12 protein-coding genes and 1 tRNA gene are annotated in these 15,474 nt (G+C 69.3%); 1 reads left to right on the plus strand and 12 read right to left on the minus strand.

Translation table 11 applies throughout. The features are described 5' to 3' along the window. Positions 1-83 precede the first annotated feature (83 nt). From AB4091_RS13140 to polA, 3 genes are all read right to left on the minus strand, one after another. A complete protein-coding gene (locus tag AB4091_RS13140) occupies positions 84-2,816 on the minus strand; it encodes a hypothetical protein (RefSeq protein WP_442292188.1) in 2,733 nt (910 codons plus the stop codon). Beyond that, the gene (locus AB4091_RS13145; protein WP_442292189.1) at positions 2,813-3,409 is read right to left on the minus strand and encodes a hypothetical protein; all 597 of its coding nucleotides are present in this window, start codon (positions 3,407-3,409) and stop codon (positions 2,813-2,815) included. The genes AB4091_RS13140 and AB4091_RS13145 overlap by 4 nt, the downstream gene beginning before the upstream one ends. A 174-nt stretch (positions 3,410-3,583) precedes the next feature. Beyond that, positions 3,584-6,259 (minus strand): DNA polymerase I, encoded by a 2,676-nt coding sequence (polA, locus tag AB4091_RS13150; RefSeq protein ID WP_442292190.1) that lies wholly within the window; start codon positions 6,257-6,259, stop codon positions 3,584-3,586. A 172-nt stretch (positions 6,260-6,431) separates the two neighbouring features. On the opposite strand from polA, the gene AB4091_RS13155 reads away from it, so the two are divergent. Beyond that, positions 6,432-6,824 carry a PaaI family thioesterase gene (locus tag AB4091_RS13155; protein ID WP_442292307.1) on the plus strand — a complete coding sequence of 131 codons (393 nt, stop codon included), beginning with the start codon at positions 6,432-6,434 and terminating at the stop codon, positions 6,822-6,824. Positions 6,825-6,860: 36 nt separating this feature from the next. On the opposite strand, the gene AB4091_RS13160 is transcribed toward AB4091_RS13155, so the two are convergent. From AB4091_RS13160 to pyk, 9 genes are all read right to left on the minus strand, one after another. After that, positions 6,861-7,454: a GNAT family N-acetyltransferase gene (locus tag AB4091_RS13160; RefSeq protein WP_442292191.1), complete on the minus strand. Its 594-nt coding sequence runs from the start codon at positions 7,452-7,454 to the stop codon at positions 6,861-6,863. A 159-nt stretch (positions 7,455-7,613) separates the two neighbouring features. Continuing rightward, positions 7,614-8,333: an ABC transporter ATP-binding protein gene (locus tag AB4091_RS13165; protein WP_442292308.1), complete on the minus strand. Its 720-nt coding sequence runs from the start codon at positions 8,331-8,333 to the stop codon at positions 7,614-7,616. Continuing rightward, complete coding sequence (locus AB4091_RS13170; RefSeq protein ID WP_442292192.1) at positions 8,323-9,300, minus strand: ABC transporter ATP-binding protein; 978 nt, start codon at positions 9,298-9,300, stop codon at positions 8,323-8,325. Before AB4091_RS13170 ends, AB4091_RS13165 begins: the two co-directional genes overlap by 11 nt. Then, a complete protein-coding gene (locus AB4091_RS13175; RefSeq protein WP_442292193.1) occupies positions 9,293-10,441 on the minus strand; it encodes a branched-chain amino acid ABC transporter permease in 1,149 nt (382 codons plus the stop codon). The genes AB4091_RS13170 and AB4091_RS13175 overlap by 8 nt, the downstream gene beginning before the upstream one ends. Beyond that, positions 10,438-11,427 carry a branched-chain amino acid ABC transporter permease gene (locus AB4091_RS13180; protein WP_442292194.1) on the minus strand — a complete coding sequence of 330 codons (990 nt, stop codon included), beginning with the start codon at positions 11,425-11,427 and terminating at the stop codon, positions 10,438-10,440. Before AB4091_RS13180 ends, AB4091_RS13175 begins: the two co-directional genes overlap by 4 nt. 112 nt (positions 11,428-11,539) lie before the next feature. Then, entirely contained in the window at positions 11,540-12,688 is a 1,149-nt protein-coding gene (locus AB4091_RS13185) for a branched-chain amino acid ABC transporter substrate-binding protein (protein ID WP_442292195.1), read from the minus strand. A gap of 152 nt (positions 12,689-12,840) precedes the next feature. Next, positions 12,841-13,530: an ANTAR domain-containing response regulator gene (locus AB4091_RS13190; protein WP_442292196.1), complete on the minus strand. Its 690-nt coding sequence runs from the start codon at positions 13,528-13,530 to the stop codon at positions 12,841-12,843. A gap of 93 nt (positions 13,531-13,623) precedes the next feature. Then, positions 13,624-13,709 (minus strand) — tRNA-Leu (locus AB4091_RS13195). Positions 13,710-13,851: 142 nt separating this feature from the next. Beyond that, positions 13,852-15,309, minus strand: coding sequence for a pyruvate kinase (gene pyk, locus AB4091_RS13200; protein ID WP_442292197.1), 1,458 nt, complete (start codon positions 15,307-15,309; stop codon positions 13,852-13,854). Positions 15,310-15,474 lie beyond the last annotated feature (165 nt).

The following is a 15,474-nucleotide window of genomic DNA, read 5'->3' on the forward strand; positions in this document are numbered from 1 at the left end:
GGAAATGAGCACTCGACCGAGGGAACGAGTCGAGTGCCCAGTTCCCGACGTCGGGAACTGGGCACTCGATCACGCAGGAGCGGTCAGACGAAACGCCGCCGCAGCAGCACCGACCCTCCGGCGAGGCCGAAGACGCCCGCGGCGGCCGCGGCACGTCCGAGGTTCGCCGAACCCGCGCCGTCGACGCCTGCCATCTCGAAGGAGTACGCCGTCACACCGACCGCGCCCTGGGGCGCGCCGTAGGCCATGCCCTCGGCCTTGGCCCGGCGGGCACCCATCTCGATGAGGGCGTACTTCTGGCCGTAGTCGGAGGCCGTCGCCTTGCCGGCTGCCACGAGCTTCTTCGTGCCCTCGTCGGACAGGCGCTGGGCGCCGTCCTTGAGAGCGGGCGCGCCCGCTGCGGCGTCGGTCAGGCCGGCGGCGAGCTGGCTGGTGCCGTCGGCGGCGTCGGCGAGACCGTCGGAGAGCCGACCAGCGCCGTCCTTGAGCTTGCCCGCCCCGTCGTCGAGCTGTCCGGCGCCGTCGGCGAGGTCACCGAGGCCATTGTCGAGCTTGCCCGCGCCGGTGGCCACGTCACCCGAGCCGTTGGCGAGCTTCGACGCGCCGTCACGCAGGTCACCGGCCCCCGTGGCCACCTGCGACGTTCCGCCGTGCACCCGGTCCGCCCCGACCGTGAGCTGGTCGACGGCGTCGAGCAGGTCGAGACCACCGAGGCCCAGGAGGTCGACACCGAACTGGAGGTCGTTGATGCCGCCGCGCAGCGTCTTGTCCTTCGCGGTGTCCTTGGTGCCACCGATACCGCCCTGCACCTTGGTGACGACACCGTCGACGAGCGTGCTCACGCCGCCGTCGACGAGGGCGACACCCTCGAGCAGGCCCGGCACCTTCGGGTCGCAGATGCCCTTGAGCGTCGTGTTGCTGAGCCCGCACTCGACCTTCGCGAGTCCGACCGTCGCCTCGCTGAGCTTGCCCTTGAGCACGCCGAGACCACCGGAGACCTGACCGAGGCCGGTCGAGACCTGGCCCAGACCGCCGGAGACCTGCCCGAGACCGTCCGACACGTGGCCGAGGCCGGTCGAGACGTCGCCGAGCCCGGTCGAAGCTGCGGTCGTCTTGTTCCGCAGGTCGGTCAGGCCGCCCTGCACCTGGCCGAGGATGACTTGGCAGGCAGCGATGCAGTCTGCCCCCTGGGCTGCGGCCACGCCGCCGCTGAGCTGGTCGATGCCGCCACCGGTCTTGAGGGCGTCCTCGAGCCCGGCGTGCACCTGGTCGACGCCGCCCTTGGCCAGGCCGACACCGCCCTTGGACTGGTCGACACCGTCCTTGGACTTGTCGACCCCGTCCTTCGACTGGTCGACGCCGCCCTTGAGCAGGTCGAGGCTCCCGCCGGCCTTGGTGGCCTCGGCGAGGCCGGCGCGCACCTGGTCGACGCCGTCGATGAGGGTGCCGGCCTGGCCCTTGCCGCCCAGGCCCGCCCGCAGCTTCGCGATGCCGGCGTGGAGGGGCTTCGCCTGGTCCGGCAGGCCGCCGACCCCGTCGTACAGCTGGGTGAGACCTGCGTCCACCTGGTCGAGACCGCCGGCCACCTGGGCGAGACCGTCGAGGAGCCCGGGGGCGTTGTCGCCGAGGAGGTGCAGGCCCGCGGCGACCTGACCGGCGCCGTCGTCGACCTTGGTCGCTCCGGTGCTGAGCTTCTTGGCACCGGCGTCGAGCTGACCGGCGCCGTCCGCGAGCTGGCCGGCGCCGTCGGCGAGCTGACCCGAGCCCGCCTTCGCGGTGCCTGCACCAGCGCGCAGCTTGGCGGTGCCGTCCTTGAGCTGGCCGGCGCCGCTGGCCAGGTCACGCGAGCCCGGCAGGGCCTGCGCGCCGAGCCCCGCATCGAGCTTCTTGGCGCCGTCGCGCAGCTGGATGAGACCGGCGAGGAGCGTGCCCGCGCCGTCGCGCAGCTTGAGCAGGTTGGCGTCGATCTCGGTCGCGCCCGCCGTCAGCGTGGCTCCGGTCGTGGCGCCGCCCTTGTAGCTCTCGGCACCGCCCTTGAAGGAGGGGCTCTCGAGCGGGCTCACCGGGAGCGCCGAGACAGACGCCTTCGGCAGGCTGCCGTCGACGATGTCGGCGGCGTAGCCGAAGGAGGCGGTCGGGGTGCCGATCGGGCCGAACAGCGTCATGGTGAAGGTGAGCTTCGTGCCACCACGTCCGTCACCGGCGACGTTCGCCTCCTTCGAGGAGACGTTCGTGAACGTTCCCGGGAGCGTGGTCGAGAGCGAGCCGACCATCGGGATGACGACGCTCTGCGTCGCCGAAGCCTGCTTGCCGGTGCCGTCGTCGAAGGTGACCAGCTCCGAGGTGCCCGTCACGTTCTTCACCGTGTAGCGGACCTCCAGTCGCCCGGAGCGACCGAGGAGGTCGCCGGGCTGGACCGGCTTGCCGTCGAGCGTGTAGACGGCCTGGACCTCGAGAGGAAGCTTCTTCGTGTAGTCGCTGACCGTCCGCAGCCGCTGCTCACCGTCGACGTCGAAGCGACCGACCATGACGCCGTTCTCGACGTCGAACCCACCGAAGCCGTCGAGGTTGCGCAGGCCCTGCGGCTCGACCGGGTTCTTGAGGTCGACGACACCACGGCCCTGCATGGCGACCTGCTCGTACACGCGGGCGACGTCGACCTTGCCGCTGGCGTCGAGATAGGCCTGGACCGTCTCGGTGTTGGACACCTGGACCTGACCGCTGCCTGCGGCCGCGGCGGGGGCTGCGGCCAGCATCAGCAGGGTGGGCATGGCGGCCAGGCCGGCCACCACGGTGGCGATGGTGCGCTTGCTCACTTGGTTGCTCCAGTCACGAGGTCGTCGAGGTTGGTGTTGCTGCCGGACGCCTCGGCCCGCTTCGTGGGCTTGCCGTTGGTGCGTCGGACAGTGCCTGGCGTCGACGAGTCCGTCTGCGCGGCAAGGAGGTTCGTGGCGAGGAAGCCCAGACCCACGGCGAGGAGGACGGTCGTCGCCGCTGCCGGGGACTCGGAGAGGAACTGGGAGGGGGCGTTGGTGTACACCGACTCGTAAGCACCGACGATCGAGGCGGCACCGACCAGCCCGCTCCAGAGCGGAAGCCGACCGCGGCTCACCGCTGCGACGACCGCAATGAGGGCGACGACGACGAAGGCGGCGACCGCACGACCCGAGGAGGAGTCGGGCAGCACGGCGGCGCGCAGCGCGAAGCCGAGCCAGGCCAGGAGGAAGCCGACGAGGAAGCCGACGACCTTGCCCCAGGCGGGACGGTGCGGGACGAGTCCGAGGACGCCGCCGAGGGCCGCACCGAGAAGAGCAACGTGCTCCAGGTCCAGACCGAGCAGGTTGCTCAGCCCGATGATGACTGCCGCGAAGACGGCGAGACACAGACCTGTGACCAGGCTTTTGACCATGTAGACCTCACAGTAAAAGCACCCACCTCCGTTGGCGGGTGCAAGTTACCGGCCAGTATGCATATGGAAGCCGCCCAGCGCGAGTCCGAGTGGTCCGCCGAACACCGCCGTTGCCGAAATGTGACCATTGAGGACACTCGAAGCGGGTATGTGCCGGTGTCGCGGCCGTCGACCTCAGTGGGCGGCGTCGTGCCAGGAGTGGCCGACACCGACGTTGATGTCGAGCGGTACGTCCATCTCGACGGCGTGGCCCATCTCGGCGCGCACGAGCTTCTCGACGTCGTTGCGCTCGCCCGTGGCGATCTCGAGGACGAGCTCGTCGTGGACCTGGAGCAGCGCCCGCGACTTCGCCCCAGCTGCCTTGAGGGCACGGTCGACCCCGATCATCGCGACCTTCATGATGTCGGCCGCCGACCCCTGGATCGGCGCGTTGAGCGCCATCCGCTCGGCGGCCTCGCGGCGCTGGCGGTTGTCGGACGTGAGGTCGGGCAGGTAGCGGCGGCGGCCGAGCATGGTTGCGGTGTAGCCGGTGCCTCGCGCCTCGGCGACGACGTCGCGCAGGTAGTCGCTCACCCCGCCGAAGCGCTCGAAGTAGCCGTCCATGAGGCCGCGGGCCTCCTCGGTGCTGATCGTCAGCTGCTTCGACAGACCGAACGCCGAGAGCCCGTAGGCGAGGCCGTAGGACATCGCCTTGACCTTGGAGCGCATGGCCGGCGTGACGTCGTCGGGCTCGACGCCGAAGACCTGGGCCCCGACGAAGCTGTGGAGGTCCTCGCCGGTGCGGAATGCCTCGATGAGGCCCTCGTCGCCCGAGAGATGGGCCATCACCCGCATCTCGATCTGGGAGTAGTCGGCCGACATGAGCGCCTCGTAGCCCTCACCGACGACGAAGAGCCCGCGGATGCGGCGCCCCTCCTCGGTGCGGATCGGGACGTTCTGCAGGTTCGGCTCGGTCGAGCTGAGTCGCCCCGTCGCGGCGATGGTCTGCAGGTAGGTCGTGTGGATGCGGCCGTCGTCGGCGACCGACTTCTGCAGCCCCTCGACCGTCACGCGCAGGCGCGCCGCGTCCCGGTGGCGCAGCAGCGACTCCAGGAAGGGGTGCTCGGTCTTGGCGTAGAGGTCATTGAGGGCGTCGGCGTCGGTGGTCCAGCCCGTCTTCGTCTTCTTCGTCTTCGGCATGCCCAGGGTGCCGAACAGGACCTCCTGCAGCTGCTTGGGCGAGCCGAGGTTGATCTTCTCGCCGCCGATCGAGTCCCACGCGTCCTGCTGGGCGCCGGCCACCTTGGCCGCGAAATCCTTCTCGAGGTCGTCGAGCCCGGGCACGTCGACGGCGATGCCGGTGCGTTCCATGCGGGCGAGGACGTCGACGAGCGGGAGCTCGATGTCGGCAAGCAGCTGCGCGCCCCCGGTCGCCTCGAGCTGACCGTCGAGGACGACCGCGAGGTCGCGCACCGCCGTGGCGCGGACCATCTCCTGCTGCGCGGCCTTCTCGTCGGCGTCGCCACCGAAGTCGAGCATGCCCTGCCCGTCCGCAGTCGTCCTGGCGCTCAGCTCTCGTTTGAGATGACGCAGCACGAGGTCGTCGAGGTGGTAGGTGCGCTGGTCGGGCTTCGCGAGGTATGCGGCGAGCTGGGTGTCGCTCGTCAGCCCGGCCACGGTGAAGCCGCGTGCCGTCAGGGCCTCGATCGGCCCCTTGGCGTCGTGCATCGCCTTCGGGCGCGCGGGGTCCTCGAGCCAGGAGCCGATGGAGGTCTCTCCCTCGGGCGTGAGGGTGGTGAGGTCGAGCCAGGCCGCCGCGCCGTCGGGCGAGGCGATGGCCAGACCGGTCGCGTCGCCGGTGCCGCGCGCCCACCTGCCGGTGACCGACAGCGCTGCACGCTCCCCCGCCGGAAGGTGCTCGGCCACCCAGTCGGGAACGTGCACGGGCTCGAGCACCGAGCCGTCCACGTCGAAGCCGGACTCGGCCTCGGGCTCGCTAGCCTCGACCTCGGCGAAGAGCCGGTCGCGCAGCACACGGAACTCGAGCCGGTCGAAGACCTCGTGCACCTCCTCGCGGGCCCACTGGTGGCGCTCGAGGTCGGCCACGCCGACCCCGACGGGTGCGTCCTTGACGAGCTGGTTGAGGCGCCGGTTGCGCAGCACCTGGTCGAGGTGCTCGCGGAGCGACTCGCCCGCCTTGCCCTTGATCTGGTCGACGCCCGCCACGATGCCCGCGAGGTCACCGAACTGGGTGATCCACTTCGCGGCCGTCTTGGGGCCCACGCCCGGGACGCCCGGCAGGTTGTCGGAGGTCTCGCCCACCATGGCGGCGAGGTCGCTGTAGCGGGTCGGCGGCACGCCGTACTTCTCCTCGACCTGCGCCGGCCCCATGCGCCACACCTCCGACACGCCACGCACCGGGTAGAGGATCGTGACGTTGTCGGAGACGAGCTGGAAGGTGTCGCGGTCGCCGGAGCAGATGAGCACCTCGACGCCCTGGCCGTCGGCGTCGGTGGCGATGGTCGCGATGATGTCGTCGGCCTCGTAGCCGTCGAGCTCGACGTGGGTGATGCGAAGTGCGTCGAGGACCTCCTTGACGAGCGGCAGCTGGCCCGAGAACTCGTCGGGGGTGCGCGCGCGGCCGGCCTTGTACTCGGCGTACTGCTCGGTGCGGAACGTCTGGCGCGACTTGTCGAACGCCACGACCACGTGTGTCGGCTGCTCGTCGCGAAGCATGTTGATCAGCATCGAGGTGAAGCCGTAGACGGCGTTGGTGTGCTGGCCGGTGGCCGTCGAGAAGTTCTCGGCAGGGAGGGCGAAGAACGCCCGGTAGGCCAAGGAGTGTCCGTCGAGGAGGAGAAGTCGGCTCACACCCGCAACCCTAGTGGCGGCCACCGACGCCGTGAGCCGGGGCACGGTCCGGGCGGCGGGGCCGGCAGGGCGGCATACGATCCCGTCCATGACCGAACCGACGACCGATGCGCAGACCGGCTCCACCCCCCGCCCGACCGTCGACGCGACCACGCAGCAGCACGTCGACGCCATGCGCTCGATGGCCGAGGGCACGCTCCTCGAGCGCATGCAGATCGAGATCACCGAGGCCACGCCCGAGCGTCTCGTCGCGACGATGCCGGTGGCCGGCAACACCCAGCCCTACGGGCTGCTTCACGGTGGCGCCAGCGTCGTGCTCGCCGAGTCCCTGGGGTCGATCGGCGCGCAGCTCCACGCCGGCCCCGGCCGCGTCGCGGTCGGCCTCGACATCAACGCCACCCACCACCGCGCGGCTCGCACGGGAGTCGTGACCGGCACGGCCACCCTGCTCAGCGCCGGGCGCACGCTCGTCAGCTACGAAGTGGCCGTCACCGACGAGCAAGACCGCCGCATCTGCACGTCGCGGATCACCTGCCTGCTGCGCGACGCGGCGCCGGGGGCCTGACCGGCGCTCCCGACCAGCTCGACCAGCCCGGACGGCTCAGCCGGCGATCTTCGGGTCGTGGCGCGTGGCGCGCGAGCGCGACCGCAGCTCTCGCCGGCGCTGGAGCAGGTCGAGCGTCACCCGCTGCGGGCCGGGCCGCGACTCCCCGGCCAGCTTGCGCTGCAGGGTGGCGGCGGACGCGACGCGGCGCACCGTCTCGGGAGCGAAGCCCAGTCGCGCGAAGAAGCGGTTCGCGTCGCGGTCACCTGCGGGAACCGCACTCGCGAGGTGCTCGCAGCCCTGGCGGTCGGCGTACCGGCTGGCGGCGGTCAGGAGCGAACGCCCGACCCCCTGGCGCCGGAAGTCCGGGTGCACGTAGAGCATGTCGATCGACACGCACGGCGAGTCGACCAGCAGGCTGCGGGTCGAGTCGGCCAGCACGACGTATCCACGGGGACGACCGTCAGCGCACGCGATGAACGCGCAGATGTCGTTGCGCTGCAAGGCAGTTCGCAAGGTTCCGTCGAGCGCCAGCCGCTGCGCGGCCTCGGGGGTGGTGCCACCCTCGATGCGGTGCGTGATCCACAGCTCGATGAACTGCGAGTGCAGGCTCTCGTCCACCCGCTGCACCGACACGGTCGATCGACCCATCATCCCTCCTGTTCCTGCCCCGAGGTCACCCGGCAGACACTACGACCAACGAGGCCACGGCGGAAGGGTTATGCACGGTCTCGACAGCGAAGGCGGGGCGCCACGACCGATTCATGACGCCCCGCCTTCGGATTCAGTAGGCCACGCTGGCCGGGTGACCTAGACGTCGCCGCCGAGGTATGCCGCCTTGACCGCGGGATCGGCCGCCAGCTCCTTGCCCGTGCCCTCGCGGACGATCTCGCCCGTCTCGAGGATGTAGGCGCGGTGCGAGCGCTTGAGCGCCTGAGCGGCGTTCTGCTCGACGAGCAGCACCGTCGTGCCCTGGCTGTTGATCTCGGTGACGATGTCGAAGATCTGCTGGATCAGCTTCGGCGCGAGGCCCATCGACGGCTCGTCGAGCAGCAACAGCTTCGGCTTGGCCATGAGGGCACGCCCCATGGCCAGCATCTGCTGCTCGCCACCCGACATCGAGCCGGCTGCCTGGTTGCTGCGCTCCTTGAGCCGTGGGAAGAGCTCGAAGACCCGCTCGAGGTCGTCCTTGACGGCCTTCGTCTTGCGGTCGGGTCGGGCGTAGGTGCCCATCTCGAGGTTCTCCATCACGGTCATGCCGACGAAGCAGCCGCGGCCCTCGGGCGACTGAGAGATGCCGAGCACCGGTCGCTCGTGCGACGGCATGTGCGTGATGTCCTTGCCGTTGAACATGACCGAGCCGGCGCGCACCGGTCGCAGGCCCGACACGGTCTTCATCGTCGTCGTCTTGCCCGCCCCGTTGGCGCCGATGAGGGTGACGATCTCACCCTCGTCGACCGTGAAGCTGATGTCGCGGATGGCCTCGATGCGTCCGTAGTTGACGCACAGGCCGTTGACCTCAAGAAGCATCTTCCTCATCAACTCCCAGGTAGGCGGCGATGACCGCCGGGTTGTCGCGGATCTCCGCGGGAGTGCCCTCGGCGATCTTGCGGCCGAACTCGAGCACGACGATCCGGTCGGTGACGCCCATGACGAGCTTCATGTCGTGCTCGATGAGCAGCACGGTGTAGCCCTGGTCGCGAATGGTCCGGATCAGCTCCATGAGCTTGATCTTCTCGGCCGGGTTGAAGCCGGCCGCCGGCTCGTCGAGACAGAGCAGCTGCGGGCTCGTGGCCAGCGCCCGGGCGATCTCGAGCCGGCGCTGGTCGCCGTACGGGAGGTTGCGCGCGAGCTCGTCGGCCTTGCCCTCGAGCCCCATGAACGTGAGCAGCTCCATCGCCCGTGCGTGGCCCTGCGCCTCCTCACGACGGTGCTTCGGCAGCCGGAACATCGCCGAGACGACCCCGGTGCTGTGGTGCGCGTCGACGCCGACGAGAACGTTCTCGAGGGCCGTCATGTTGGCGAAGAGGCGGATGTTCTGGAACGTGCGGGCGATGCCCAGCTTGGTGATCTGGAACTTGTGCCGCTTGCCCAGTGGGTTGCCGAGATAGCGGATGGCACCCGACGTCGGCTGGTAGACGCCGGTCATGACGTTGAAGCACGTCGTCTTGCCGGCGCCGTTCGGGCCGATGAGGCCGAGGATCTCGCCCTTGTTGATGTGGAAGCTCACCTCGTTGAGGGCGACGACACCGCCGAACCGCAGCGTCACGTCGTCGACTTCGAGGAGCTTCTCGCCCTCGGCGACCTCGGGCACGCCGATGTCGTCGGGCGTGATGTCGACGTCTGGGTTGATCTCGGTCACCTCGTCGGCCGGGTCGGCGAGGGGCGCCGTGGAGTCGGGCTCCGGCGTGACGGTCGGTCGGGCCGTGCTGTCGTCGCCCGTGACACCGGGCTCCGCGGAGACGTCGGTTCGGTTGGGCTCAGTCGGCTCAGGCACTGGCTTCTCCTTCCTCGAGGACGGCCTGTCTGGCATCGGCGCGCTTTGCCCTGACGCTGCGGCGTGGTGGCAGCAGCCCCTGCGGGCGGAAGATCGCCAGCAGCATCAGCGCGAGGCCGAAGACGAGCACGCGGAAGTCGGCGAAGTCGCGGAAGCGCTCGGGGAAGTAGGCGACGACGATGGCACCGAGGATGACGCCGACCCGGTTGCCGGCGCCTCCGACCACGACGGCCGCGATGAACAGGATCGACAGCAGCAGCTCGAAGCTCTGCGGGTTGATGAACCCCGACTTCGTCGCGAACAACGCACCGGACAGGCCGCCGATGGCGGCGCCGAGGGCGAACGCCAGCAGCTTGAACCGGAACGTGGGCACGCCCATGAGCTCGGCGGCGTCCTCGTCCTCACGGGTGGCCTCCCACGCGCGGCCCACGCGGCTGCCCTTGACGAGGACGTCGAAGAGGAGCACGAGGCCGATGATGGCGAGGGCCAGCCAGTAGAACGGGACGAAGTCGGTGATGCCGAACTTGAGGAACGTCGAGGTCGTGGAGAGGTCGATGACCGGTGCCCCGCTGCTCCAGTCGAGGCTGGGCACCTCGAAGAGCTCGACGCCGGGTGGCTTCGGGATGTCGGAGATGCCCTGGGCACCGTTGAGCCACTGCGAGTTGACGAGCGTCAGGCGCACGATCTCACCGAAACCGAGCGTCACGATGGCCAGGTAGTCACCACGGACGCGAAGCGTCGGCGCACCCAGGATGACGCCCGACAGCATCGCGACGGCGATCGCGATGGGCACCACGACGACCCACGACAGCTTCGCGTGCTGGGAGGTCAGGACGCCGACCGTGTAGGCGCCGATGGCGTAGAAGCCGACGTAGCCGAGGTCGAGCAGGCCGGCGTAGCCGACGACGATGTTGAGGCCCAACGCGACGAGGACGTAGGTCGCGACGGTGAACAGCACGCCACCGAAGTCCGAGCCCTCCGTCGTGATCAGTGGGATGTTCAGCAGCGGCAGCATGAAGAGGAAGACGGCGAAGAGCACCCAAAGGACGATCTTGACGCCCTTCGGCAGGCCGTTGACCCGCTCCTTGAAGCCGGGCCTGGACGAGGTGCGTGCGCCGGCAGATGTCTTCGGGGTACTCATGCGCGGGCCTTTCCGAGGGACTCACCGAGCAGGCCGGTGGGTCGGAAGAGCAGGATGAGGACGAGCAGGACGAAGGCGACGACGTCCTTCCACTGCGTGCCGACGACGGCGGAGCCGTAGTTCTCGGCGAGGCCGAGGATGAAGCCGCCGAGCAGGGCGCCGCGCAGGTTGCCGATGCCGCCGAGGACCGCCGCGGTGAAGGCCTTGACGCCGAGGATGAAGCCGGCGTCGTAGCGGGTGATGCCGATCTTCAGCATGTAGAGCACCGCGGCCGCACCCGCCATGATGCCGCCGACGAGGAACGTGACCTGGATGACCCGGTCGCGGTTGACGCCCATGAGGGCGGCCGACTCGGGATCCATGGCGACGGCCCGGATGCCTCGCCCGAGTCGCGAACGCTTCACGAACTGGTCGAGCACGACCATGATCGCGATGGCTCCGACGACGACGATGATGTCGACGTTCGTCACGTGGTAGTCACCGATCGCGAACACGCGCACGGGCTGGATGATCGCCGGCATACCCGTGTTGTTGCGAGAGTTGCGCACGTAGTCGCGGAGGTTGTCGTCGAGGCCGACCCACGCGGCGACGCGGCTGCGAAGGCCCATGAGCTCGGACAGCACGAACGAGGCGCCAATGGCCGAGATGAGGGCGATGAGCGGCGGAGCGTTGCGCTTGCGCAGGGGCCGGTAGGCGACACGTTCGAGGAGAACGGCGATGAGACCGGAGAAGGCCATGGCCGCGACGAACATCATCGCGACCCAGAAGATCACCTGGCCGACGCTGCCGCCGGCCTTGCCGCCGAGGAGCATGACCACCCACAAGGCCGCGAAGGTGCCGTACATGAACACCTCGGAGTGGGCGAAGTTGATGAGGCGCAGCACGCCGTAGACGAGCGTGTAGCCGAGGGCGACCAGCGCATAGACCGCCCCGATGGTGAGTCCGGTGATCGTGAAGGAGAAGAAGTTGTCCAACAGGTACTGCATCCAAGACCTCCTGGGCCGGGTGCGGTGAGCGGGGTCAAGGTGGCGAACGTCAACCGAACGAGGGGCGGTCGGAGCCTACTGCCCCGACCGCCCCCCTTCGATGACGTGCGCGTTACTTGATCTCGCCCGCGGAGACGATCTTGCCGCCTTCGACCTTGTAGGCGTAGACCTTGATGTCGGCCGACTCGCCCTTGGCGTCGAACTTCAGCTGCTTCGTGACGCCCTTCTTGTCGTAGGCCTTGACGAAGTCGACCATGCTCTTGCGGTCCTTGCCGGCGGCGATGCCGTCGAGCAGGATCGTGGCGGAGTCGTAGCCCTCACCGGAGTAGGTGTTGGGGTCCTCGTTGAACTTGGCCTTGTACGCGTTGAGGAACGTCGGGTCGACGTCAGCAGGCACGCACGGGCAGGTGATGATCGTGCCCTCGGCGGCAGCGCCGGCGTTCTGCGGGTAGTCGGCGCTCTTGACGCCGTCGGCCACGACGAACGTGCCCTTCCAGCCGGCGTCGCGAAGCTGCTTGATCATCGGCGCGGCCTCGGGCGAGTAGCCGCCGAAGAAGAGCGCGTCGGCGCCGGAGCTCGTCACCTTGGTCACGGAGGCGCTGAAGTCGGTCTGCTTCACCTGGATGGTGTCGTTGCCGACGACCTGCGAGCCGAGCGTGGACCGCACGATGTCGGCGAGGCCCTTGCCGTACTCGGACGCGTCGTCGATGACGAAGGTCTTCGTCGACTTGACGGTGTCCTTGATGTACTTCGCGGCCGCGGGGCCCTGGGTGTTGTCGTTGCCGAGGGCGCGGAAGAAGGTCTTCCAGCCGTTGTCGGCGAGCTTCGGGTTGGTCGCCGACGGCGTGATGGTCACGAGGCCGGCCTCGTTGAACGCCGGGTCGGCAGCCTTGGACTCACCCGAGAACGCGGGGCCGACGATACCGACGACCTTCTTGTCGTCGATGGCCTTCTTCGCGAGGGCCGGAGCCTGCGTGGGGTCACCCTGCGAGTCGTAGTTCTCGAGCGAGACCTTGCAGTCGGCGTGCTTCTTGTTGTAGTCGTCGAGGGCGAGGTTGACGCCGTTCTGGATGTAGATGCCAAGGTTGGCGTTCGGACCGGTGAGGGCACCGAACATGCCGATCTTGAAGTCCTGGCAGGCCGCCGCGCCGCCGCTGCCGGTGCCGCCGGCGGCGGGGGTGTCGCCGCCCTTGGTGCCACATGCACCGAGGGCAAGAGCTGCGACCGCGAGCGGCACAGCGAACTTGAGGGTGGAACGCACGGGTGTCCTCCTGATGTCACACTTCCCTCGGTCGAGGGCTGAGTCGGAGACTAGGCCCAACCGACTGTTGAAATCATCAGGAACTCGCGATCGGTGACCGTGTCGTGACCTAGGCGGCCGTCAGGACGGGACGATTTGCGGCGACTCGACCATCAGGAGGCCGGGAAGCCGTTGATGACGGCCTCGGCGACCTCTTTCATCCCGAGCCGGCGGTCCATGGCCGTCTTCTGAATCCAACGGAACGCGTCGGCCTCGGTGAGCTTCAGCTGACTCATCAGAACCCCCTTGGCGCGGTCGACCAGCTTGCGGGTCTCGAGGCGCTCACCGAGGTCGGCGATCTCGGCCTCGAGGGCCTTGAGCTCGTGCCACCGGGAGGTCGCGATGTCGATCGCGGGACGCAGGTCGTCGGCCGTGAACGGCTTGACGATGTAGGCCATGACGCCGGCGTCACGGGCCCGCTCGACCAGCTCGGTCTGCGAGAAGGCGGTGAGCATGATGACGGGGCAGAGCTTCTCCTCGTGGAGCTGCTCGGCGGCGGAGAGGCCGTCGAGCACCGGCATCTTGACGTCCATGATGACGAGGTCGGGCTTGACCTCCTTGGCCAGCTCGACGGCCTGCTCGCCGTTGCTCGCCTGGCCGACGACGTCATAGCCCTGCTCGCCGAGCATCTCGACGAGGTCCAGCCGGATGAGCGCCTCGTCCTCGGCGACGAGGATGCGGGTGGCACCGCTCGTCGGCGCCGCCGGAGCCGCCGGAGCCGCCGCGGTGGCGTCGTCGGAGGCGGCCTCAGGAGCGGCGGGGGTCGGGGCGGGCTTCGGCGTCGTGCTCTCGTCTGTGCTCACGGGCAAAGCCTAGCCGGGGCCAGGTTTCGGGCGCGTTTCGGGACCGTCAACGCCGACAGGCGCCGACCACACCGTCGGCGCACGGTCGTCAGGTGGTGCCGAGGGCGGGACTCGAACCCGCACGGCCTTGCGGCCAGAGCATTTTGAGTGCCCCGTGTCTGCCATTCCACCACCCCGGCGGTAGTGCCGCGCAAGCATACCCAGTCGAGGGCTCACTCCCTCCACGTCAGGACATGAGCCCTCGACCCGACAACCGCGTCGAGGGCTCACGTTCTCCACGTCGGAAACGAGCACTCGACACGGCGCAGCAACCTGTGTCGGTCAGCCGGTGACTTCCTCGGGCCGGTAGGCCGGTGCGGCACGGTTGACGGCGTCGCCGATGCGGTGCACGCGCAGCGCGTTGGTGGAGCCGGGGATGCCGGGAGGCGAGCCGGCCACGATGAGGACGCGGTCGCCCTCGGTGACGCGGCCCTCGGGGATGAGCTTGAGGTCGACCTGCATCGCGAACTGGTCGGTGTGGTGCATGCGCGGCACGAGGTAGGTCTCGACACCCCACGTGAGCGAGAGCTGCGAGCGGACCCGCGGGTCGGAGGTGAAGGCCAGCATCGGCAGCCGGGGGCGCAGCCGCGCCATGCGGGTGGCCGACCCACCGGTCTCGGTGAACGTGATGAGGAACTTCGCGCCCACGACGTCGCCGATCTCGACCGCGGCCTTGCTCACCGCTCCCCCGACGGTCTTGGGGCTGGTCGTCATCCGGACGATCTTGTCGAAGCCGTGCTCCTCGGTGGACTCGATGATGCGCGCCATGGTGCGCACCGCGTCGATCGGCCAGGCACCGACGGACGTCTCGCCCGAGAGCATGAGGGCGTCGGCGCCGTCGAGGACGGCGTTGGCGGCATCGGAGGCCTCGGCGCGGGTCGGCCGGGGGTTCTCGATCATCGACTCGAGCACCTGGGTCGCCACGATGACGGGCTTGGCCTCGCGGCGAGCGAGCTCGATCGCGCGCTTCTGCACGAGCGGGACGTCCTCGAGCGGCATCTCGACGCCGAGGTCACCGCGGGCCACCATGATGCCGTCGAACGCCGCGACGATGCCCTCGAGGTTGTCGACGGCCTGCGGCTTCTCGATCTTGGCGATGACGGGCACGCGCGTGCCGAACTCGTCCATGATCGCGTGCACGTCGGTGATGTCGTCGGCCGAGCGCACGAACGACAGGGCGATCATGTCGACGCCGAGGCGCATCGCGAAGCGGAGGTCCTCACGGTCCTTGTCGGACAGCGCAGGCACGCTGACGGCGACGCCGGGCAGGTTGATGCCCTTGTTGTTGCTCACCTCGCCGCCGACGACCGTCTCGGTGATCACGTCGGAGTCGTCGACGGCGATCGCGCGGAGCATGACCTTGCCGTCGTCGATGAGCAGGACGTCACCCGGGCTGACGTCACCGGGCAGGCCGGCATACGTCGTGCCGACGATCGTGTCGTCGCCGTCGACCTCGCGGGTCGTGATGGTGAAGCGCTGCCCCTGGCTCAGCGTGACCGGGCCGTCGGCGAAACGGCCGGTGCGGATCTTGGGGCCCTGCAGGTCGACCAGGATGCCGACGGCGCGACCGGAGCTGTCGCTGGCCGCGCGGACGTCGCGGTAGACCTGCTCGTGGACCGAGTGGTCACCGTGCGAGAGGTTGAGTCGGGCCACGTCCATGCCCGCGTCGACGAGGGCACGCAGCTGGGTGGGCGAAGAGGTCTTGGGTCCGATCGTGCAGACGATCTTGGCGCGACGCATGGTTCAACCTTATGGGTGCTGTGACGTGGGTCACCACGGGGGTTCGACCTGTGGGACGAGCCGGCGCGGATTCCGTTGTGGCGGTGGGAGATCGTGAGACGAGCGTGCCCGTATGCCGTGACGTCGGGGTGACGAGACGGCATACGGGCGGGTGCTGCTGACCGA

The sequence above is a fragment of the Terrabacter sp. 2RAF25 genome, assembly GCF_052115265.1.
Lineage (GTDB): Bacteria > Actinomycetota > Actinomycetes > Actinomycetales > Dermatophilaceae > Terrabacter.

What these genes read in the sequence shown, in the direction of transcription:
- AB4091_RS13145 (WP_442292189.1), bottom strand. Translation starts at nt 3,409, where the DNA reads ATGGTCAAAAGCCTGGTCACAGGTCTGTGTCTCGCCGTCTTCGCGGCA.
- AB4091_RS13165 (WP_442292308.1), bottom strand. Translation starts at nt 8,333, where the DNA reads ATGCTTCTTGAGGTCAACGGCCTGTGCGTCAACTACGGACGCATCGAG.
- AB4091_RS13155 (WP_442292307.1), top strand. Translation starts at nt 6,432, where the DNA reads ATGCGCTCGATGGCCGAGGGCACGCTCCTCGAGCGCATGCAGATCGAG.
- AB4091_RS13160 (WP_442292191.1), bottom strand. Translation starts at nt 7,454, where the DNA reads ATGGGTCGATCGACCGTGTCGGTGCAGCGGGTGGACGAGAGCCTGCAC.
- AB4091_RS13175 (WP_442292193.1), bottom strand. Translation starts at nt 10,441, where the DNA reads ATGAGTACCCCGAAGACATCTGCCGGCGCACGCACCTCGTCCAGGCCC.
- pyk (WP_442292197.1), bottom strand. Translation starts at nt 15,309, where the DNA reads ATGCGTCGCGCCAAGATCGTCTGCACGATCGGACCCAAGACCTCTTCG.
- AB4091_RS13180 (WP_442292194.1), bottom strand. Translation starts at nt 11,427, where the DNA reads ATGCAGTACCTGTTGGACAACTTCTTCTCCTTCACGATCACCGGACTC.